The sequence below is a fragment of the Desulfofundulus salinus genome (assembly GCF_003627965.1).
Taxonomy (GTDB): domain Bacteria; phylum Bacillota; class Desulfotomaculia; order Desulfotomaculales; family Desulfovirgulaceae; genus Desulfofundulus; species Desulfofundulus salinus.
In genome coordinates this window covers 2,580,847-2,601,539 of record NZ_RBWE01000001.1, presented here as the reverse complement: position 1 = coordinate 2,601,539, position 20,693 = coordinate 2,580,847, and the positions used below count along the sequence as shown (strand labels likewise).

Genomic DNA, 20,693 nt, shown 5'->3' with positions numbered 1-20,693 from the left:
GGCGGGAAGTTGCAGGGGGAGAAGCTTACTTTTTTAAGCGATTCCTATTTATGGTTCGAATTAAAAAGGAAAAGCAAATAAACCTGTCGAAAATACAGGTCAGCAACTGACATGAAGGAGGCGGTTTTTATTGATTATATCAGATATACACAATAGACACGATCAGAATCTGGATCACCCTGCTTTGAGTTACTATGACAAGATAATTAGTTATGCCGAACTTGAAAATAATATCGAACAGTACGCCAGGTTTTTTTTTAGCCGGGGGGTGAAGCAGGGGGAGCGGGTGGCCTTAGCCCTACCCAACTGCCCGGAATTTATCTATTCCTACCTGGGGATAGCCCGCGCGGGGGGCATTGTGTTGCCTTTAAACCTTCTTCAGACGCCCCAGGAATTATTATACATCCTGCGGGATTCCGGCGCCCGTTTTCTCGTTACCAGTCCGGCAATTGGCCTTCAGCTCAAACAGTTGCCCGGCCTGCCCCTGACCCTGTTCATCCTGGATGAAGAAACACAAAAAGAAATTATGACGGCTCCGCCGGTCTGCTTTCCGGAGGTAAAAAGTGACGAGGTCTGTACCTTCCTCTATACATCGGGCACCACCGGGCAGTCCAAGGCGGTTATGTTGACCCATGACAACCTGCTGGGCAACGTCAGGTCCTTGGACGAAGCCTCGGACTTCGGGCGGGACGATAACTTTTTGGCGGTGTTGCCCATGTTCCATAGTTTCGGCTGGACGGTGTGTGTGCTGCTGCCGCTGTACCTCGGCTGTACCATTACCATTCTGGATAATTTCAGGCCCAAAGAAATGCTACAGGTGCTGTCGGAAAAAGGAATAACCGTATTTTGTGGGGTTCCCAGCATGTTCACGGTACTGTTGAAACTGCGCCAGAAAGCATCTTTCCCCAGGTTGAAGTTTGTCATCTCCGGGGGTGACTCCATCTCAGAGGAAAACATGCTGGCCTTTGAAAAAAAATTTAACTTTCCCATTGTAGAGGGATACGGCCTTTCCGAAGCCTCTCCGGTGGTTTGTCTGAACCCCTTGTACGGAGTCCGCAAGATCAAGTCCATCGGGCTCCCCCTGCCCGGTGTCGAGGTCAAGGTGGTGGACGAAGAAGACCGGGAGTTGCCCGCCGGCGAGATTGGAGAACTGGTTGTCAGGGGGCCCAACGTTATGAAGGGCTACTACAACAGGGAGGAAGAAACCAGGGAAGTGCTGCGGGGAGGTTGGCTGCACACCGGTGACCTGGCTTACCGGGACCAGGACGGCTATTTCTATATTGCGGGAAGGAAAAAAGAACTGATCATAACCGCAGGGTTTAACGTGTACCCCAGGGAGGTGGAGGAAGCCCTGGCGTCGCACCCTTCGGTGGCGGAAGCTGCGGTGATTGGCGTCCCTCATCCGCTCAAGGGAGAGGTGGTAAAGGCATTCGTCGTGCCGGAGGAAGGACGCATGCCGGATAAGCAGGAACTGTTACAATACTTAAAAGGACGCCTGGCCATTTATAAGATACCGGAAGAATACGTGATCACCAGCGACCTCCCCCGGGGAATGGGTGGTAAAGTAATGAAGCGTTTTCTAAAATAAGCTTTTAATATAAATTTTTTCTATCCTTAATGGTAAGTTAGGCCGGCTATAAAGCCGGCCTTAATAAAAACACCAGGTGATGGGAGTTATTAACCATATGCTGCAGTCCCTGCAACCATTGCAGCTACTGTCTTTCCGGTCGGGAAAACCTCTGCGCCGAAGTCCGCTTAACCGGCTACCAGATGGACGGTGACTTTGCGGAATACACCGTAGCGGACCAGTGGTTCTGCCTATTATAGACAACGACCGACTTTTTACCCTTGTCCAGATCCTTTCCCGCTACCGGTTGGGATTAAAAGACGTGGGGAAACTGAAAACAAAAACGGGGGAGATAGGATGAGTGATGAGCATGTCACCCTGTCCGGGGAGTTAAAAGAGTGGCTTTTAAATGATCCTTTCCCCAGGTTACTGGGGGTGGAAATAGTGGAGCTTAAGCCCGGTTATTCCCGGGTCAGGCTGAAGGTGACGGAGCAGATGACCAATATCCACGGCATCACCCACGGCGGGGTCATTTTTACCGTGGCCGATGTAGCCTTTGGTACCGCCAGTAATTCCCGGGGCGTGCCCGCCGTGGGTATAAATATGAACATCAGCTATTTAAAGAAAAGTACTCCCGGGGATGAACTGGTGGCCACCGCCCGGGAGGAAAATTTAACCCGCCATACGGGGCTGTACCGGATCACCGTGGAGAACCAGCGGGGGGAACTGGTGGCCGTGGCTTCGGGCCTGGTCTACCGGCAAAACCGGCAAAAGGAAACCTGAACCCTGGTCTCTTCATACAAGGAGGAGGCGTGCTTCCCCTATGCCACTTAAGCATTATGCTGGAAAAACCCTGAGTTGTAAAGATTGTCAAAGAACAAATTTGAAACTTTTTTGAGAGGCCGCAAACCTAAAAAATTTTGTGCTGCGGCATTCTGGAAAAGGAATAGCCCGGAAATGGAGCGAATGGTGACCAGGCGGGGTGGGCGGGTCATCCGGGCTAAAAACTGCATTGAGATGCTGCTGGGAGAACGGCTGGCCGAGCTGGATGCCGGGGGCCGCAACTTTTATTTGACCGCAGGCTGGCTGGAGAACTGGCGCAGGATATTTATAGAAGGTTTGAAATGGGACGAGATTGACGCCCGGCAGAATTTCGGTTACTTTGACCGTACCCTGCTGCTGGACGCCGGGATCATACCTGTTGATGACGAGAAAATCCTCGAGTTCTTTGATTACACCCAGGTGCCCGTTGAAATACTGCCGATAGATTTGGAACATTTCCGCAGGGAAGTGGAAAAGCTTCTGGAAGAGGGGAAATCTCTACCTGCGTTCGGAATACGCTGCGGGTAACAAAAGGGAAATTTAAACAATATTCCGGTTATTGTTGCCGGATCCTCAGGGATTGGTGGCCAAACATACGGGGGCAGGCCGCCCCCTCCTGCCCGGTATCCCATGGTACCGGCCGGGGGAAGACACCGGCTCGACCAGCATGGTTCTTTCCGGTTTTGCTTCCGGGCCGGCCCGGATTACGCCAGCCGGCGTTTTTCCCGCCAGGCCCGCACGTAGCTCAAATGTGAAGGATTTTAAGGGGAGAGGGAGAAGGGATATGCGGGGGCCGGGCGTACTTTCTGGATGCCCAGGGCCTTTTCCAGAGCGGTCCGGTTACGCCGGGAATGGATAAAAGCCTGCGGGAACAAGGCCAGCCGGGAAAAGTATGCAGGATCCGTGTCCGGGGTGAAATTTTCGCCGGGAAGCGGTGCCAACCTGGTTGTGGACGGTGGCATGACCCGGAATATCGATGCCGGTATTTGCGTAATGGATTTGTTATGTTTCTGCATTTTTGCCGGAAATAACAGGGGGGAATGAATGAGTGAAATATCTGGTAAGCGCATGCCTGGCCGGGCATTCCTGTTCCTACGATGGATTGCCCCGGACCTGTGCGGTGGTGGAAAGACTGGTCAGGGAAGGCCGGGCAGTACCGGTATGCCCGGAGTGCCTGGGCGGGTTGCCCGTACCGCGCCCGGCGTCGGAAATACAGGGCGGTACGGGAGTGGACGTGCTGGAGGGGCGGGCGCGGGTGGTCAATTGCAAGGGGGAGGATGTTACCGGGGCTTTTATCCGGGGAGCCCGGGCTGTACTGGAGATCGCCAGGAACCACGGCATACGGGCTGCCATTCTTAAGGCCCGGAGCCCTTCCTGCGGGTACGACCGGATTTACGACGGGTCGTTTAGCGGGAAAGTCAAAACAGGTCATGGCGTAACTGCGGCATTACTGGTGGAATCGGGTTTTCAAATATTTACAGAGGAAGATGTGGAAAAGGAATGGCCGGCGCACGGGGCGGATTGGCCGGGAGAAAATGTGATTGTATGACTAAATTTTGCCTGGAGGATAACCATGCCTTGTGTACAGCCCGGAGAGCAAGTCATACTTGAGGTGGAAGACCTCAGCCACAGCGGCGAGGGAGTGGGCCGCTGGCAGGGGCAGGTGGTGTTTGTGCCCCTGGCCGTGCCCGGCGACCGGGTACGGGCAACGGTGGTGGAGGTTAGGAAGAAATACCTGCGGGCACGGCTGGAGGAAGTGCTACTCCCCGGCCCCGCTCGCTGCCGCCCCCGCTGCCCTTCTTTTGCCCGTTGCGGCGGCTGTCACGTCCAGCACCTGCCCTACGACTACCAGTTGCAGTACAAAGCCAAGCTGGTGCGGGACAGCCTGGAGCGCATCGGCAAATTAACCGGGGTAAAAGTTTTGCCCGTTCTGGGAATGGACAACCCCTGGCATTACCGGAACAAGGTAAGGTTTCACGTGGCACACCGGGCTGGGAGGCTGGCCCTGGGCCTTTATGCCCCCGGTTCCCACGTCCTGGGGCACTGGATGGCACGGGATGCCGTATGCCACATCGTGGACGGGGAACTTAATAACCTGGCCCTCATGATTGAATGTTTATTGAATAAATATCGGGAGAGTCTCCTGGACGGCTCAAAAACCCTTCTGTCTTATGTAACTTTGCGCAAAGCCGTGGCGACGGGAGAAACCATGGTGGTGCTGGCCACCACCAAAGACCGCTGGCCCCGGCAGGAGGAACTGGCCGGCGAGCTGGCCCGCATTGGCCGGGTAACGACGGTCGTCCAGCAAACGGCCGTCCTTCCGGACAGGGAGGTTGACGTTGGACATACAAGGACTCTTTACGGCAAGGGATACATAACTGATCGCCTGGGCGACCTCGTCTTTCGCCTTTCCGCCACTTCCTTTTACCAGGTCAACCCGGTGCAGACCCGGGTCTTATACGAAAAGGTCAGGGAGTACGCCGGGCTTACCGGGCTGGAGAGGGTGATGGATGCCTACTGTGGGGTGGGTACCATTGCCCTTTTCCTGGCCCGGCAGGCCAGGGAAGTGCTGGGTGTGGAGGTGTCGCCCCGGGCCGTGGCCGATGCCCGGCAAAATGCCCGGCTCAACAACCTGAACAACGTCTCCTTTGTCCGGGGAGCGGTGGAAAAACTCCTGCCCCGGCTCTTTGACCGGGGCGGCGGCCCCGATGTGCTGGTCCTGGATCCTCCCCGGCGGGGGTGCCACCGCTCCGTCCTGGAAGCCCTGGCCCGCTGCCCGGTGCCGCGGGTGGTCTACGTTTCCTGCGACCCGGGGACCCTGGCCCGGGACCTGGGCTTCCTGGCCGGGCACGGCTACCGGGTGGTGGAAGTCCAGCCGGTGGACATGTTTCCGCAGACCCACCATGTGGAGTGCGTCTGCCTTCTGGAGCAGGCAAACGTTGACCTGGAGGAAGAATAATGTTCAGTTAAATGGTATACTGCGGCACAGGCCCGGAAGAAGTCGTACTTTAAACGGTTGATTGTTGGGAAACAAACTTACAGGGGGATTCGTTATGTATAAACCTCGAGTACTGGCAGTTTTGCTTGTTACCTTAATGTTGCTGGCGGCTGGTTGTGCCGGGCGTACCCCGGATACCGGCCAAACTCCGGATACGGACGGTAAAGTGCAAAAGCCGCCCGCCCAAAGCCAGTCTGTTTCCCCCGTTGAACCGGGTGAAAAGAAGGGGCCTGCCGGCCTGGTGGCCGCCACCGTAACCCGGGTGGTGGACGGGGATACCCTGGTCGTGCGCCTTAAGGACGGGAAGAGCGAGACGGTACGTCTGATCGGCGTGAACACTCCCGAGTCAACCAGGGAGGTGGAGCCCTACGGTAAAGAAGCCTCCGCCTACACCAGGAGCCGTTTGGACGGCCAGCGCATCTGGCTGGAGAGGGATGTGCAGGAAAGGGATCATTACGGGCGCATCCTGGCCTATGTCTGGCTTGAGCCTCCCGGCGGGGTTGACCCGGCGGAAGATGTAATTCGCAGCCACATGTTCAACGCCGAACTGCTGCTCAAAGGCTATGCCCAGGTGATGACGGTCCCGCCCAATGTGAAATACGCGGACCTTTTCGTGCAGCTGCAGCGGGAAGCCCGGGAAAAGAAGCGGGGTCTGTGGGGCCTGGAGGTTAAGGATAGGGAGCCCTATTACGTCGGCAATGCTCGTAGCAAGAAATTCCACCGCCCTGACTGCGAATATGGCCGGCAGACGGCTCCGGACAACCGGGTGAGGTTTGCCACCCGGGAAGAGGCCCTGGATGCAGGGTATGAACCCTGTAATGCCTGCAAGCCTTAGAGAAATTCCTGAACCTGTAATTTTAATTGTGGCAGGAGTTTAGGGCAATCAAGGCGAAAGTATCAAAAATCAAACTTTTATGAAAAAGGGAGGATTTTCATGAAGATCTTAGCAATTAATGGCAGCCACCGCAAGGGGAAGAACACCGCCGTCATGCTGCAGGCGGTTCTGGACGAAGCCGCCAGGGCCGGCGCGGAGACGGAACTGGTGGAACTTGTCGATTACAACATTAAGCCATGTCTGGCCTGCAACCGTTGCCTGGGTAAAACGGAATGTTCCATCAAAGACGATGATATGGGCGTGCTGGCCGAAAAAATGCTGGCGGCCGACGGGATTGTGCTTGGTTCCCCCGTGTACTGGGCCAATGTGACCGGCCTGATGAAAAATTTTATCGACCGTACCCGCTGGATGCACATGGCCAGGAACCTGCTTCACGGCAAGGTGGGGGGAGCGGTTACCCACGCCGGCCTGCGGAACGGGGGGCAGGAGCACGCCCAGGTCATCATGGAACGTTTCCTGGTTGCCCAGGGGCTTATTTTGGTCGATACCCGCGACCAGGAAAGCGGCATTTACAACGGTGGAGCCATGGGAACCATGTTTAACAATCTGGAAGAAGGTAAAATTTCCTGGAAACGGGGTGTGCACGAGGATTTGCTGGCCCTGGAGGAATGCCGCCGTTTGGGGCGCAATATGGTAGAGATGATTAAACGTCTTGGGCGGGCTTAAGAAAGGTTTGGAAACAACCTGGAACGTTGCGCGCTGAGCAGTCGGAAAGTTTGGAATCAACCTGGAACGTCATATGCCATGGTGGCGCGTTCCAGCCCCTTATGGTAACTTAAAGAAAAACCGGTCACCCTTTCAGCTGACCGGTTAAAAGAATGACTTGCGAAAAGGACGGTTACGTCCTTTAGAAAATGATTACCAGGATGCCGGCAATGAATACCAGCACGCCCAGGAAGGCTATAATTATACCGAGTATCAACTCGACAGCGGGATTGAAACGCTTGGTTTCAAGATCCGGCATGTGTGATTCCTCCTTTTTTTAGTTTTGTTGTTATATTATGTTTTCTCTAGACAAATGTTACCAATAGGGGCTCATTTATGCAAAAAATAGTCATCCCCCGGTAACCGGGGGATGTTTTTCACTAACATTGCTCCTGCTTGGCAAAGATCTTTCCGCAGCGGCAGCCGTAAGTAACCAGGTGGCAGTTCCGGCGCTCCTGTACGCTTAATATGCGCACCCTGCTGGAAAGGCCGTACAGTTTTTCGCCGCACTGGGGGCAGACCGTACCGGTGACATACTTGCGCGCCCGCACCACCGAGTACCCCGGCATACGGGTGGCTTCCACCACATAATCGGGAAAAGAGAACTTGGAGATGCGGTAGCGATCCAGCACCGCCCGGATGGTCTTAAGCATGGTGTCCCGGGCGCGTCCGGTCTGGCTGGTGAGAAAAACGTGGATGGCGGTTTGGATCACCTGCTGGTCTTCCGTGCTGGGGAAGGGATAGATTTTGGCTGACATCACACACACACCTGCTCTTTGAGTTCCGGTCTTCAGGGCAGGCCGGGTTGTCCACAGTGGGGGCAAAAAATTTGGGCCCGGAATTCCTGCCTCACCAGATTATTATTTCCAATTTAGTGCCCGCAAATAACCTGTTCGGAGCCGGAGTCGGCGCGGCGGGCCCGCTCCAGAACCTGCCGTACTGCTTCTATGTGCCGGCAGCGGAAGCCCGGGTCGAGGCGGGAGCGGAAACGAAAAGTGCAGCATGTACAGCTTTCGGGTGTGGTGGTTAGTTCAATCCGGCAATCCACTTCAACCACATGGGCTACCCGGGGGGAAACAAAGTAGACGACCAGATCGTTGACCAGAAACGGGGTTTTGAGTATGTTCGCAGCCATGGGAATTCTCCTTAAGCCCCCCTTCTCTATGGAGCATCTCCCACTAATATTAATTGGCGGTTAGCGTGGATTATTCCTGCCTCAAATTTAAGGGATTTAAGTATTATACTGTAGAACTAAGAGGGATGGCGTCAGAAAAGAACCCATAACTGTGCTAAAGGGCCTGCCAGAAGGGCAGGCCCTTAAAGCCGTTTTTTTCAGGGTCAGCCGTCCTTTGCCGCCAGGGCCCGGAAAAGCAACCGGTAAACCTCCGGCGCCAGGGCCACCAGGCTGTAAGGGCGGTGGGACATCACCCAGCAGGTGGCCACCTCGTCCATGGTTCCGAAAATCATCTGCCGGGCCAGGCGCACGTCCAGGTCGGCCCGGAACTCCCCGGTTTCGATGCCACGGGAGACAACCCCCTCGATGAGCCGGGAATAAGCCCTCAGGGGTTCGGTTATGCCCTGGCGAATGGTGGGGTCCGACTGCCGCAGTTGTATTTGCATTACCGTGGCCAGGTGGCGGTCCGCCTCCAGCCTGGTGAAATGCAGCTCGATCAGGCGGGCCAGCTGCTCCGCGGCCCCGGCACAGGCTTGCAGTTCCCGCTTTACCGCCGCAATAAACTCGCCCATCTTCACCTTGAATAGGGAAATGAGCACATCTTCCTTGTTGCGGAAGTAAAGGTAGATGGTGCCGTCGGCCACCCCTGCCTCCCGGGCGATTTTGGAAACCTGGGCGTTGTGGTAGCCGTTTTCGGCAATTACCTTTACCGCCGCTTCAATAATAGCCCGGTACTTGTCGCCGCTTCTTTTAGCCACGTGTAAACTCCTTTCCCGTGCTGGGGAATATTATACCACATATTTTTCCGCTGTGAGTACCCGTTCCGCAATCTGCCGGCGCAGGCCGATCAGGTCCACCGGCTGGTGTTTGCACATCCGCTTGACGATGGAGAGCTGGGTCTGCCGCATATCCCCTTCGAACAGGAAGCACATGGCCTCCCGGGTCCACTTTTCCAGCAGGGGGAAGGAGTCCTGGACATATGTTTGGGCCAGAATAAGTTTGGTTTGAGCGCCCTGGGGATCTGCTTCCCAGGCTTTCAGCGCACGCAAGATGGCGCTTTCCATGGCATAAATCTGGATGGCCAGGTCGGCCAGGATGCCGATGATTTCCTGCTCTTTGGCCAGCTTATCCATGTATTTTTCCATTGCCTGGCCGCCCACCAGCAGGAAGAGCTTTTTGGCCATGGCCACCATGGCCCGTTCAGAAGCCAGTGGCTTCCCGTCATCCTCCGGGGCGGCGGCCCGCAGGTTGAGGATTTCTTTTGCCAGGGCTCTGGCCGCCGGCAGGAGGGCCAGCTGTCCCTTCATGGCGCGACGGACCAGGGTAGCCGGGATGATCAGCCGGTTGATTTCGTTAGTGCCTTCAAAGATGCGGTTAATCCGGGAATCCCGGTAGAAGCGCTCGGCGGGGTAGTCCTGGATGTAGCCGTAGCCGCCGTAGATCTGCACCATCTCATCCACCACGTAATCCAGTACTTCCGAGGCGAAGACCTTGGCTATGGAGCATTCAATGGTGTACTCTTCAATGGCCGCGGCCACTTCGGCACCGGCGGTTTTGCCGGCCAGGGATTCTTCAATCATGCCGGTGATGCGGTAAATCATGCTCTCGGCGGCATAAGTCCGGGCGGCCATCTGGGCCAGCTTGTGCTGGATCATGCCGAATTTGGCGATAGGCTGTCTGAACTGCTCCCGCTGCAGGGCGTATTTAGCGGCCAGCTCTATGGCCAGCCTGGCCGAGCCCGTGCACCCCGCGCCCAGCTTCAACCGGCCGATGTTAAGGATGTTAAAGGCAATCACGTGGCCTCTGCCAATTTCGCCCAGCAGGTTTTCCACCGGTACCCGGGCGTCTTCAAAAATGATGCTGCGGGTGGAAGAACCTTTGATGCCCATCTTCTTTTCCTCGGCTCCCAGGCTGAACCCGGGGGTGTCCCGGTCCACAATAAAGGCGGTGAACTTTTCCCCGTCCACTCTGGCGTAGGTGACGTAAACGTCGGCAATGCCGGCGTTGGTAATGAACATTTTCTCCCCGTTCAAAAGGTAATGTTTGCCGTCGGGGGACAGTACCGCCCTGGTCCGGGCGGAGAGGGCGTCGGAACCGGCGTTGGGTTCGGTGAGGGCGTAGGCGGCAATCAATTCCCCGGTGGCCAGTTTTGGGAGGTAGCGCTGCTTTTGTTCATCATTGCCGAAGAAAACGATGGGCAGGGAGCCAATGCCCGTGTGGGCGCCGTGGGCCAGGGAAAAGGAGCCGCCGGCCACGATGTTCTCGGTGATGATGATGGAGGCAATCTTGCCCAGGTCGGAGCCTCCGTACTCCTCGGGTATATCGGCGGACAAAAGCCCCAGTTCTCCCGCCCTGGCCAGCAGGTCCCGCATGAGCCCTTCGGGCTGGTGCTCCAGTTCCTCGGCTTTAGGGGCCAGCTCGTTGGCCGCGAAGTCGGCCACCGTGTCGCGGATCATGCGGTGTTCATCGGACAGGTCCTCCGGGGTGAATACGTCCCGGGGGTTGATGGTTTCCAGTAAAAAGGCGCCGCCCTTTTGCAGCATGAGTATGACCTCCTTAAATATTTTTTTTACTACACCCTTTCAAACACTCCCGCCGCGCCCATGCCCCCGCCGATGCACATGCTCACCACGCCGTAGCGGGCCTGCCGGCGCTGCATCTCGTAGAGCAGGGTGGTGGTCAGCTTGGCCCCGGTGCAGCCCAGGGGATGGCCCAGGGCGATGGCGCCGCCGTTGACGTTGATTCTGGCCGGGTCCAGCTCCAGCACCCTTATGCAGGCCAGGGCCTGGGAGGCAAAGGCTTCGTTCAGCTCGAAGAGATCTATTTGTTCCCTGGTAAGGCCGGCCAGTTTAAGCGCCTTGGGAATGGCTACGGTGGGGCCGATGCCCATGATTTCCGGCGGGCAGCCCCCCACGGCGTAGGCCCGGAAAACGGCCAGGGGCTTTAACCCCAGGGACGCCGCTTTGCGCCCGCTCATCAGCACCACGCAGGCCGCCCCGTCGCTGGTCTGGGAGGAATTACCCGCAGTGACCGTTCCCCCCACCTTGAAAGCGGGCTTTAACCGGGCCAGGGCCTCCATGCTGGTGTCGGGGCGGACGCCCTCGTCGGTGTCGAAGACAAAGCTGTGCTCCACCAGTTTGCCGTTCTGCCGGACCCTCTCGGTGACCGTCAGGGGTACGATTTCGTCCTTGAACTTCCCCGCGTTTATGGCGGCGATGGCCTTCCGGTGGCTGGCCAGGGCAAAGGCGTCCTGGTCTTCCCGGCTGATGTTATAGCGTTCGGCCACATTTTCGGCGGTATAGCCCATGCCCATGTAGACTTCGGGCATCCGTTCCATCAGGTCCGGGTCGGGCATGGTTTTATTGCCGCCCATGGGCACCAGGCTCATGCTCTCCACGCCCCCGGCCACATAAACTTCGGCGAAACCGGCCATGATCCGGGTGGCGGCGATGGCTATGGCTTCCAGGCCGGAGGAGCAGTAGCGGTTCACCGTGGCTCCCGGGACGCTGTCCGGCAGTCCGGCCTTCAGGACTATGTTGCGGGTGACGTTCATCCCCTGCTCGGCCTCGGGAAAGGCGCAACCGAAAATTACGTCGTCTATCTCCGCCGGATCCAGCCCGGGTACCCGGGCCAGGGCTTCTTTCAGCACCGCTTCTGCCATGTCCTCGGGGCGGGTGTTCCTCAATTTTCCCCGGGGGGCCTTGCCCACTGCCGTGCGCACGGCGCTGACAATTACGGCTTCCTGCATTTCCGAGATCCCTCCGTTCTTAATGCGTGTTTTCTACCGGCCTGCAGCCGTCCTGTTTAGTTCCGCAGCGGCTTGTTGGTAGCCAGCATGTGGCGGATCCGTTCGATGGTTTTGGGTTCGCCTAAAAGGCTCAGGAAGGCCTCCCTTTCCAGGTCCAAAAGATCCTGCTCGGTGATGGGGGTGCCGGGGGTCACGCCGCCGCCGGTAAGTACGTAGGCAATTTTTTTGGCGATCCTGGCATCATGTTCGGTGATCTGGTTGCCCCAGCGCAGGGTCTCGATGGCCAGCTGCAGGGCGGCGTAGCCGGCGGTGCCCACGGCCGGGATGGTGGCCGGGCGGGGAGGACGAAAACTCCGTCGGGCCATTTCCAGCACCAGGTTCTTGGCATCGCCGATAACCCGGTCCCGGTTGGTGGTGATGCGGTCGGTGGGGCGCAGGTAACCCAGCTTGACGGCCTCCGGGCCGCTGGTGGATACCCTGGCCATGGCAATGGTTTCAAAGGCCCGGTTAATCAGGGGCTGGACCGTGTTAATGCCTCCCACCTTGATCTGGGTTTCGGGAGTCTGCCGCTCCATGGCCCGCAGGACCATTTCCTTGCACCCGCCGCCTGCCGGCAGCAGGCCTACGCCCACCTCCACCAGGCCCATGTAGGTTTCCGCGTGGGCGTTGACCCGGTGGCAGTGCAGGCAGACCTCGCAGCCCCCGCCCACGGCCATGCTGTGGGGGGCGGCCACCACCGGTTTGGAGCAGAACTTCAACTTCATGTTGGCCTGTTGAAACTCCCGGATCATCAGGTCCAGTTCGTCCCATTCCTCGTCTTCCGCTTCCATTAAAATGAGCATCAGGTTGGCACCCACGGAGAAGTGGCGACCGTAATTGCCTATGACCAGGCCCTCGTAATTTTGTTCCACTTCCTTCACGGCATAGTTAATCATTTGAACAATGTCGCCGCCGATGGCATTGGCCCTGGAATGAAACTCCAGGCAGAGTACCCCGTCGCCCAGGTCAATTAAACTGGCACCGGAATTGGACTTGACTACCCGGTTCTGCTCCTTCAGGGGGGCGAGGAAAATGACCCCTTCCGGGATGTGCTCCTGCCTGCTTTCCTTGGTGCGCCAGTCGAAGATGTAACGGATGCCTTCCCTCTTTTCATAGAAAGAGGTCCGGCCCGCTGCCAGCAGTTCCTCCACCACGGGCGGCACGGGTTCCCCTTCGGCTTTCAGCCTTTCCACCATGCGCGGCACGCCGATGGCGTCCCACAGCTCAAAGGGGCCCAGGTCCCAGTTGAAGCCCCATTTCATGGCTTCGTCCACGGACTGGATGTCGCCGGCAATTTCGGGCAGCTTGCTGGCCGCGTACACCAGCACTTCCTTGGTAATGCGCCAGGCAAATTGCGCCCCCTTGTCCTTGCCGAAAAGCAGCGCCTGGAGCTGTTTGTCGGGGCTGCCGGCGGTCCTGGCCATTTCCAGGGAGGGGAACCGGGCCTTTTGCCTGGGGCGGTATTCCAGGGTCCTGTAATCCAGGACTTGAATCTCAGTCCCGGCGGGACCCTTCACTTTTTTGTAAAAGCCCTGGCCGGTTTTATCCCCCAGCCAGCCCCTGGCCACCATTTCCTTTAAGAAGTCGGGAACGGTAAAGGTTTTCTTTTCCGCCGGGTCGTCCACGGCCTCATACATGTTCCGGGCCACATGGGCCAGCACGTCCAGCCCGACCATGTCCAGGGTGCGGAAGGAGGCGCTTTTCGGCCGCAGCAGGGCCCGGCCGGTGAGGGCGTCCACCTCCTCCACCGTGAGGCCGGTGTCCAGCATGGCCCGGATGGTGGCGCACATGCCGTAGACGCCTATGCGGTTGGCAATGAAGTTGGGGGTGTCCTTGCAGATTACCACGCCCTTGCCCAGCACCCGTTCACCGAAATCCTTCATGAAGTCCACGATTTCCGGCAGGGTGTCCCGGCCCGGGATGATCTCTAAAAGGCGCATGTAGCGGGGAGGGTTGAAGAAGTGGGTGCCCAGGAAGTGCTGTCTGAATTCCAGCTGGCGGCCTTCCACCATCTTGTTGATGGAAAGGCCCGAGGTATTGGAACTGACGATGGTGCCCGGCCGGCGGTATTTCTCCACCCGGGCCAGGAGGTTTTGCTTGATGTCCAGCCGTTCCACCACCACTTCGATGATCCAGTCCACTTCGGCCAGCCTGTCCAGGTGGTCCTCCAGGTTGCCCGGGGTGATGAGCTCCGCGTTTTCCGGCAGGTAGAGGGGGGCCGGTTTGGCCTTCACCAGTTGTTCAATGGCCTTTGTCGCCAGGCGGTTGCGTACCCGGGGGTGTTCCAGGGTCAGGCCCTGTTTGGCTTCCTCCGGGGTGAGTTCCCCGGGTACGATGTCGAGCAGGTAAGTGGGGATGCCTGCGTTGGCCAGGTGTCCGGCTATGGCCGCGCCCATCACGCCGGCGCCCAGCACGGCAGCTTTCCTGATCCTGCGCCGCATAACCTCGCCTCCTTTTTGAAATGAATGAGCATTCAGTCATATAAAGAATATTCTATTTTTTCTTGCCGGTCAAGGGGTTTTTACAAAAAGGGGAAAAGGGGAACACTTATGATAATCATTTTGTCCGGCGGGTCCAACACGGGTACCGGGGCAAAATTTTGTACCCGGGCAGGATTTTCCTCCACATATACAGAAAATGTTGCCCGGGGAGGGATTTTATTGGAACTGATGGCCATTTTTTCAACAGCCTTTGTGGTGGGACTTTCCGGTGCCATGATGCCCGGACCTCTTCTCACGGTGACCATTGGGGAAAGCGCCCGGCGGGGGTTTGCGGCCGGCCCTTTAATTGTGCTGGGCCATGCCCTGCTGGAGGGGACGCTGGTTATAGCCCTGGCCCTGGGCCTGGCTTCCCTGCTCACCGCCCCCGTGGTGGGCAGGAGCATTGCCGTGGTGGGGGGGATTTTTTTAATCTACCTGGGCTGGGGCATGGCCCGGGATGCCTGGCTGGGCCGGGTGGTGCTGAACGTGGGCTGCGGGCAGCCGGTTCAGGCAGGTCCGGCGCCGCCGGGGGGCGGTCCCAATCCCGGCCCTCAAAAGGTCGACCCCCTGCCCGCCGGGAGGATGCACCCCGTGCTGTCGGGAATTCTGGTCAGCCTGTCCAACCCCTACTGGACGCTCTGGTGGGCCACGGTGGGGTTGGGTTACATAGTCCTCTCCTTAAAGCAGGGAACCGCCGGGCTGGTGAGCTTCTATGGCGGCCATATTTTATCGGACCTGGCCTGGTACGGCCTGGTGGCGGCGGCGGTGGCCGGCGGCCGGCGCTTTTTAACCCCGTCCATTTACCGGGGCATCCTGGTGTCCTGCGGCGCCTTCCTGGTTTTTTTGGGTGCCTCCTTCATCTACATGGGTACTGCGGGGCGCATGGCGATATAATTTTTATTGCACCTGGTGGAATCCGCGGTTAAGCGAGGTGGTTGAAATGCCCGTTGTTTACGGCGGTATCTGCCCGCACCCCCCGGTCATGGTCCCCGAGGTGGGCGGGGCGGAGGCGGACAGGGTCATTTCATCCCGGCAGGCCATGCTGGAACTCGGCCGCCGGGTGAAGGAAAGCGGGGCCGAAACGCTGGTGGTGATTTCCCCCCACGGCCCGGTTTTCCGGGACGGCATCGCCATCATGGCGGCTCAAGAGTTGCGGGGGGACCTGGGCCGGTTCGGTGCCCGGCGGGTAAGCTTCGAGGTGGAAAATGACCCGGCCCTGGTGCGGGAAATAGCGGCCCGGGCCGGGGAACCGGGCATAACCGTCCTGCAGGTGGATGAAAAAACGGCCCGGCGCTACGGTCTGGACCTGGAACTGGACCACGGGACCATGGTGCCCCTTTACTTCCTGCGCGCGGCGGGTGTGAACCTGCCCCTGGTGCCGGTGGCCATGGGGCTTTTGCCTTACCGCCAGCTCTACGCCTTCGGCATGGCCCTGGCCGGGGCGGCGGAGAAGCTGGGGAAAAAGGTGGCCGTCCTGGCCAGCGGCGACCTGTCCCACCGCCTGACCCCGGACGCGCCGGCCGGTTACGATCCCCGGGGCCGGGAGTTCGACCGGGAAATCGCCCGCCTGGTGGCGGCTGCCGACATCGAGGGAATTTTGAACCTGGACGCCGGGCTGGTGGAGCGGGCCGGGGAATGCGGCCTGCGGCCCATTATCATGGCCTTCGGCGCCTTTGACGGGCTGGCCGTAAAGGCGGAGGTTCTTTCTTACGAAGGGCCGTTTGGCGTGGGTTACATGGTGGCCTCCCTTGCTCCCGGAGAACCGGATCCCCGGAGGCGGATATGGGAAAAATTAAGCGCGGCGGAACAAAAGGCCCGGGAAGAACGTCTACGTAATGAAAGCTTTCTCGTGCGGGTGGCCCGGCGCTCCCTGGAAAACTACTTTGCCGGGCGGTCCCGGCTTTACGATGAAACGGGTATCCCGCCCGAGTTTGCCCGCCGGGCCGGTGCCTTTGTGTCCCTCCACAAGCACGGCCAGCTGCGGGGGTGTATCGGCACCGTCACACCCCAGTACAAGCACATCGTGGAAGAGGTGGCCATGAACGCCATCAGCGCCGCCGTGCGGGACCCCCGGTTTTACCCGGTTACGGAAGATGAACTGCCGGACCTGGAAATCTCCGTGGACGTGCTCCAGGAGCCGGAACCGGTGGAGAGCGTGGCCGGCCTGGATCCCAAAAAATACGGCGTCATTGTGCAGGCGGGCGGCCGGCAGGGGCTGCTCCTGCCCGACCTGGAAGGCATAGATACGGCCGAACAGCAGGTGGCCATCGCCCGGCGGAAGGCGGGCATCGGCCCCCATGAGCCCGTCAAGCTCATGCGCTTTGAAGTGAAAAGGTATCACTGAAGGTGGGGTAAGGGGGGGATTATGCGTGCAGGAGGCGCTTTTTTACGAAAAAGGGAACGACGGCTGTACTTTTTGCCGCCTCTGCCCCAGGCTCTGCAACATCAGGGACGGTCACGCCGGCTTTTGCCGGGTGCGCAAAAACCAGCAGGGCATCCTGTATACCCTCAATTACGGCCGGGTTTCCTCTTACGCCCTGGACCCGATTGAAAAAAAGCCCCTTTACCACTTCTACCCGGGCAGCGATATTCTTTCCCTGGGCAGCGTGGGCTGCAACCTGCGCTGCGGCTTCTGCCAGAACTGGCAGATTGCCCACGCCGACCCCCATACCCTCTATTTAAGCCCGGCCCAGGCCGTGGCAGCGGCCAGAGAGCAAATCGCCCGGGGCCGCCCTTGCGTGGGCCTGGCCTACACCTATAACGAACCTTTCATGTGGTACGAGTACGTTTACGATACGGCCCGCCTGGCCCACCAGGAGGGTTTGAAGAACGTACTGGTTACCAACGGATACGTCAACGAAGAACCCCTGCGGCAGATCCTGCCCTACATCGACGCCATGAATATTGATGTGAAGGGCTTTACTGATGAATATTACCGCGGGACGTGCGCCGGCCACCTGGAACCGGTGCTGCGTGCGGTGGAGATCGCCCACGGGCACTGCCACGTGGAGCTAACCACCCTGCTGGTTCCCGGCTTAAACGATTCGGAAGAGGAGATACGCCGCCTGGTGGACTGGGTGGCCGGGCTCGACCCGGATATACCCCTGCACTTTTCCCGCTATTTCCCCAGTTACAGGTTTGATCTGCCGCCCACGCCCCTGGAGACTTTGAAAAAAGCCCGGCAAATAGCCATGGAAAAGCTCCGCTACGTCTACATCGGCAACGCCCCGGAGCTGGGCGGCAGCGACACGCTCTGCCCGTCCTGCGGCGAAACCCTCATCCGCCGCACCGGCTACAGGGTGCAGGTGCGTGGACTGGAAGGGAACCGGTGCCGTTACTGCGGGGCGGAAGTGAAGGTAGTGGTGTGAAATGCAAAAATTACCTGATTACGAAAAAGTATTACTTATAACCCTTCAACTGCCCCATGAAGATGAACGTGAAGTTGAGGAATCCCTGGAGGAACTGGCCCGGCTGGCGGACACTGCCGGGGCGCAGGTGGTGGGCAGGGTGGTGCAGCGCGCCCGCCGGCCGGACCCGGCCACCTTTTTGGGGCGGGGCAAGGTGCGCGATGAAATAGCTCCCGCCTGCCGGGAGCTGGGGGTTGACCTGGTAATCTGCGACCATGAGCTTTCCCCCGCCCAGGTGCACAACCTGGAGGAGGAACTGGGGGTGCGGGTCATCGACCGCACCCAGCTCATCCTGGACATCTTTGCCCGGCGGGCGCGTACCCGGGAGGGCAGGCTGCAGGTAGAACTGGCCCAGCTGGAATACCTCTACCCCCGGCTGGCGGGGAAAGGAACCGAGCTTTCCCGGCTGGGGGGCGGTATCGGCACCCGGGGCCCCGGCGAGACGAAGCTGGAAACCGACCGGCGGCGCATCAAAAGGCGCATCACCGACCTGCGCCGGGAGCTGGAAGAGGTGCGGCGGCACCGGGCCCTGCTGCGCACCAGGCGGCAGGGCGTGCCCCTGACCCTGGTCAGCCTGGTGGGGTACACCAACGCCGGCAAGTCCACCCTCCTCAATGCCCTCACGGGGGCGGACGTCCCGGCCGAAGACAGGTTGTTTGCCACACTGGACCCCACCACCCGGCGCCTGGTGCTGCCCAACAACGAGGTGGTGCTGCTTACAGATACGGTCGGTTTTATCCGCCGCCTGCCCCACCACCTGGTGGCCGCCTTCCGGGCCACCCTGGAGGAGGTGGTGGAGGCCGACCTGCTCCTGCACGTGGTGGACGTGAGCAGCCCCGATTACCCGGACCAGGTTAAAGCGGTGGAGGATGTGCTGGCCTCCCTGGGGGCGGGGGAAAAGCCCACCATCCTGGTTTACAATAAAATTGACCGCTTAACTGCTGAAGAAACCTGGCTGCTCCCGACGGGCAGGCCGGCGGTGGCGGTTTCCGCCCTTACCGGCCGGGGCCTGGATGAGCTGCGCCGGCTCATCATGGACGTCTTAAAGGATCAAAGGGTGCGGCGGGAGTTCCTGGTGCCCTACCGGCGGGGAGACGTTCTCAACCTGCTCTACGAAAAAGGGGAGGTATTGCGGCGGGAAGACACCCCCGCGGGGGTGCTTCTGGAGGTGGAGCTGGGCGCGGTGTGGGCCTCCCGGGCGGCGGCCCTGCTGGGAAAAGATAATCCCGGCAGAATTTCCGGATAACCCTGCCTAAAGTCTCCCGGCGGCCGGCCGGGCGCCTGCCGGGAAGGGGGCGTTCTCCTGAACCACATGTTCGTGCTTTGCCAGCCGCTCTTCCAGGTTAAACCGGCGGCGCACCAGGGGTGCGGGTATGTGAAAGGCATCTGCCACTTCATGAATCTTCTGGAATTTCGTCCCTGCGCTGCCCGTTTCCGGGGGCAGCAGGAGGAGGGCGGCAAAATCTTCGGCGGCGTTTTCTTCCTCCCCTCCTCCGGTCAACCCGTGCACGTATATGCCGCTGGTGACATTCAGACAGTGCTGGCCCAGGCCGTAGGCCAGCATGTGCTTCAGTTCCGGCCTGGAAAGCCCCTTTTTCACCGTGAGCAGCGCGATGCCGTCCCCCGTGCGCACGTACCTTCCCTTGACCCGGCCTTTAAACGGGAAGCGGGTCAGGATGATCCCTTCGCTCCTGGCTATCCTGTACAGCTGGTAAACACCCGGTGGCCCCTCGAGACGGTACTTTTTGATCAGGGCCAGGGCCAGCTGAACGGCTGAACTCAAGGCTACCCCTCCGCTCGGTAGAAATGCTTCTTAAGGACACCAGCGTATCCTTGAACTATTTCTCATTTTATTTTATTATAAACCACGGTTAAGTCGGATTTTGTTGAAAAGTTGGGGAAGATAAAAAAATCATTACTCCTCCCCTGGGTTATTCCCACTTTCCAGCTACCCTGTTTTGGCTCTCGCTCGCTCCGGTGAGCCTCGCGGGCCAAACTAGTGCTCGGCTCAAAGCTCCGACAGGCTTCCCGGCAAATTCGGCATCCTGCCTCAGTTGCCGGCTTCGGGCATCCATGCCCTCGGGCCTGCCTTCGCTTTTCGCCTCGCTAAGTTTGACTGGCCGCTCGGCTCAAGTCGCTCGCTACCGAGCCAAAACAGGGGCTTTAAAAAACAGGGGATACTTCAAACTCTTCCCCTGTAAATATTCAGTGAACCCGGCTGGATGTGGTGCTAACCTCGCCCTGTCATCCCTTCCGGTTCCCTTCCTCCCTTTTCCTGCGCCGCTCCCTCTCCTTCTTTATAAAGCGCAGGGCCCACTCCCAGTGCTCAACCAGGGAGTGTTTTTCTTCCTCCGTCAGGTCGGGTACCTGCCTGAGCAGGCCGGCAAACAGGGGGTCGGCCGCAACTGCGTACAGCTCCGCGTCATGGGGTGCATTCCCGGGTGCACCCTCCCCGCCGGTTCCGTAAGGCCGGTCGGTGCGTCCCAGCAGGTAATCCGTCGAAACGCCGAAGAAATCGGCCAGCCGTTTGAGAGACTGGTTGTCCGGCGAGCGCCTGTTTTTCTCGTACATGGCAATGGTGCTCTGCCCCATATGTAACAGGCGGGCCAGTTCCGCCTGGGACAATCCTCTTTGATTGCGCAGATAAGCCAGCCTTTCGCCGAGGGAAGACATGTCGACCCACCTCGATCGTAATTTAACACGTTTTGTGAAAGAGGGAAAGAAAATAAAAAACGGATTTTCCGTTAAAGCGCATAATGTGATAAGAAATAAAAACCTTCTACTAATTATTTACGTTCGGCGCAAATTTTAACCGGTGGACCCTTGACAGCAATCGCGAATTGTGATTATAGTAATAG

General features: G+C 58.8%; 21 protein-coding genes. 13 read left to right on the top strand and 8 right to left on the bottom strand.

Translation table 11 applies throughout. The annotated features are described in order from the left end of the window. Positions 1-130 precede the first annotated feature (130 nt). The 9 genes from D7024_RS13140 (at position 131) to D7024_RS13100 (ending at position 6,948) form a co-directional block, all read left to right on the top strand. The gene (locus tag D7024_RS13140) at positions 131-1,588 is read left to right on the top strand and encodes a long-chain-fatty-acid--CoA ligase (RefSeq protein WP_165859373.1); all 1,458 of its coding nucleotides are present in this window, start codon (positions 131-133) and stop codon (positions 1,586-1,588) included. A 95-nt stretch (positions 1,589-1,683) separates the two neighbouring features. Next, positions 1,684-1,827 (top strand): alcohol dehydrogenase catalytic domain-containing protein, encoded by a 144-nt coding sequence (locus tag D7024_RS15615; RefSeq protein ID WP_121452591.1) that lies wholly within the window; start codon positions 1,684-1,686, stop codon positions 1,825-1,827. 97 nt (positions 1,828-1,924) lie between these two features. After that, positions 1,925-2,350 (top strand): hydroxyphenylacetyl-CoA thioesterase PaaI, encoded by a 426-nt coding sequence (gene paaI / locus D7024_RS13130; RefSeq protein ID WP_121452194.1) that lies wholly within the window; start codon positions 1,925-1,927, stop codon positions 2,348-2,350. Between the two features lie 174 nt (positions 2,351-2,524). Then, positions 2,525-2,917, top strand: coding sequence for a DUF1638 domain-containing protein (locus D7024_RS13125; protein WP_121452590.1), 393 nt, complete (start codon positions 2,525-2,527; stop codon positions 2,915-2,917). 282 nt (positions 2,918-3,199) lie between these two features. Continuing rightward, entirely contained in the window at positions 3,200-3,433 is a 234-nt protein-coding gene (locus D7024_RS13120) for a hypothetical protein (RefSeq protein WP_121452193.1), read from the top strand. A 4-nt stretch (positions 3,434-3,437) separates the two neighbouring features. Further along, positions 3,438-3,938 (top strand): 2-thiouracil desulfurase family protein, encoded by a 501-nt coding sequence (locus D7024_RS13115; RefSeq protein WP_121452192.1) that lies wholly within the window; start codon positions 3,438-3,440, stop codon positions 3,936-3,938. Between the two features lie 24 nt (positions 3,939-3,962). Next, on the top strand, positions 3,963-5,348 hold the full coding sequence (gene rlmD / locus D7024_RS13110) for a 23S rRNA (uracil(1939)-C(5))-methyltransferase RlmD (RefSeq protein WP_121452191.1): 1,386 nt from the start codon (positions 3,963-3,965) through the stop codon (positions 5,346-5,348). A 94-nt stretch (positions 5,349-5,442) separates the two neighbouring features. Further along, positions 5,443-6,222 carry a thermonuclease family protein gene (locus D7024_RS13105; protein ID WP_207666935.1) on the top strand — a complete coding sequence of 260 codons (780 nt, stop codon included), beginning with the start codon at positions 5,443-5,445 and terminating at the stop codon, positions 6,220-6,222. Between the two features lie 99 nt (positions 6,223-6,321). Beyond that, a complete protein-coding gene (locus tag D7024_RS13100; RefSeq protein ID WP_121452190.1) occupies positions 6,322-6,948 on the top strand; it encodes a flavodoxin family protein in 627 nt (208 codons plus the stop codon). A gap of 419 nt (positions 6,949-7,367) precedes the next feature. On the opposite strand, the gene D7024_RS13095 is transcribed toward D7024_RS13100, so the two are convergent. The 6 genes from D7024_RS13095 to D7024_RS13070 form a co-directional block, all read right to left on the bottom strand. Continuing rightward, the gene (locus tag D7024_RS13095; RefSeq protein WP_121452189.1) at positions 7,368-7,745 is read right to left on the bottom strand and encodes a hypothetical protein; all 378 of its coding nucleotides are present in this window, start codon (positions 7,743-7,745) and stop codon (positions 7,368-7,370) included. A gap of 113 nt (positions 7,746-7,858) precedes the next feature. After that, on the bottom strand, positions 7,859-8,122 hold the full coding sequence (locus D7024_RS13090; protein ID WP_121452188.1) for a hypothetical protein: 264 nt from the start codon (positions 8,120-8,122) through the stop codon (positions 7,859-7,861). 203 nt (positions 8,123-8,325) lie between these two features. Continuing rightward, positions 8,326-8,919, bottom strand: a complete 594-nt coding sequence (gene fadR / locus D7024_RS13085) for a fatty acid metabolism transcriptional regulator FadR (protein ID WP_121452187.1) — start codon at positions 8,917-8,919, stop codon at positions 8,326-8,328. Positions 8,920-8,949: 30 nt separating this feature from the next. Further along, positions 8,950-10,704: an acyl-CoA dehydrogenase FadE gene (locus D7024_RS13080; RefSeq protein WP_121452186.1), complete on the bottom strand. Its 1,755-nt coding sequence runs from the start codon at positions 10,702-10,704 to the stop codon at positions 8,950-8,952. A gap of 29 nt (positions 10,705-10,733) precedes the next feature. Beyond that, positions 10,734-11,909 carry an acetyl-CoA C-acyltransferase gene (locus tag D7024_RS13075; RefSeq protein ID WP_121452185.1) on the bottom strand — a complete coding sequence of 392 codons (1,176 nt, stop codon included), beginning with the start codon at positions 11,907-11,909 and terminating at the stop codon, positions 10,734-10,736. Positions 11,910-11,965: 56 nt separating this feature from the next. Further along, positions 11,966-14,389 (bottom strand): 3-hydroxyacyl-CoA dehydrogenase/enoyl-CoA hydratase family protein, encoded by a 2,424-nt coding sequence (locus D7024_RS13070; RefSeq protein WP_121452184.1) that lies wholly within the window; start codon positions 14,387-14,389, stop codon positions 11,966-11,968. Between the two features lie 228 nt (positions 14,390-14,617). Between D7024_RS13070 and D7024_RS13065 the strand changes: the two genes are divergently transcribed. The 4 genes from D7024_RS13065 to hflX are packed head-to-tail and all read left to right on the top strand — an operon-like array spanning position 14,618 to position 19,081. Continuing rightward, positions 14,618-15,322 (top strand): LysE family transporter, encoded by a 705-nt coding sequence (locus D7024_RS13065; protein ID WP_341467004.1) that lies wholly within the window; start codon positions 14,618-14,620, stop codon positions 15,320-15,322. A 46-nt stretch (positions 15,323-15,368) separates the two neighbouring features. After that, entirely contained in the window at positions 15,369-16,772 is a 1,404-nt protein-coding gene (gene amrA, locus D7024_RS13060) for an AmmeMemoRadiSam system protein A (RefSeq protein WP_121452183.1), read from the top strand. A gap of 25 nt (positions 16,773-16,797) precedes the next feature. Further along, on the top strand, positions 16,798-17,796 hold the full coding sequence (amrS, locus tag D7024_RS13055; RefSeq protein WP_121452182.1) for an AmmeMemoRadiSam system radical SAM enzyme: 999 nt from the start codon (positions 16,798-16,800) through the stop codon (positions 17,794-17,796). A 1-nt stretch (position 17,797) separates the two neighbouring features. Beyond that, entirely contained in the window at positions 17,798-19,081 is a 1,284-nt protein-coding gene (hflX, locus tag D7024_RS13050) for a GTPase HflX (RefSeq protein WP_121452181.1), read from the top strand. Between the two features lie 6 nt (positions 19,082-19,087). Here hflX and D7024_RS13045 read toward each other — a convergent pair whose 3' ends face one another. Beyond that, positions 19,088-19,618, bottom strand: coding sequence for a hypothetical protein (locus D7024_RS13045; protein WP_121452180.1), 531 nt, complete (start codon positions 19,616-19,618; stop codon positions 19,088-19,090). A 461-nt stretch (positions 19,619-20,079) separates the two neighbouring features. Continuing rightward, positions 20,080-20,508: a helix-turn-helix domain-containing protein gene (locus D7024_RS13040; protein ID WP_121452179.1), complete on the bottom strand. Its 429-nt coding sequence runs from the start codon at positions 20,506-20,508 to the stop codon at positions 20,080-20,082. Between the last annotated feature and the right edge of the window lie 185 nt (positions 20,509-20,693).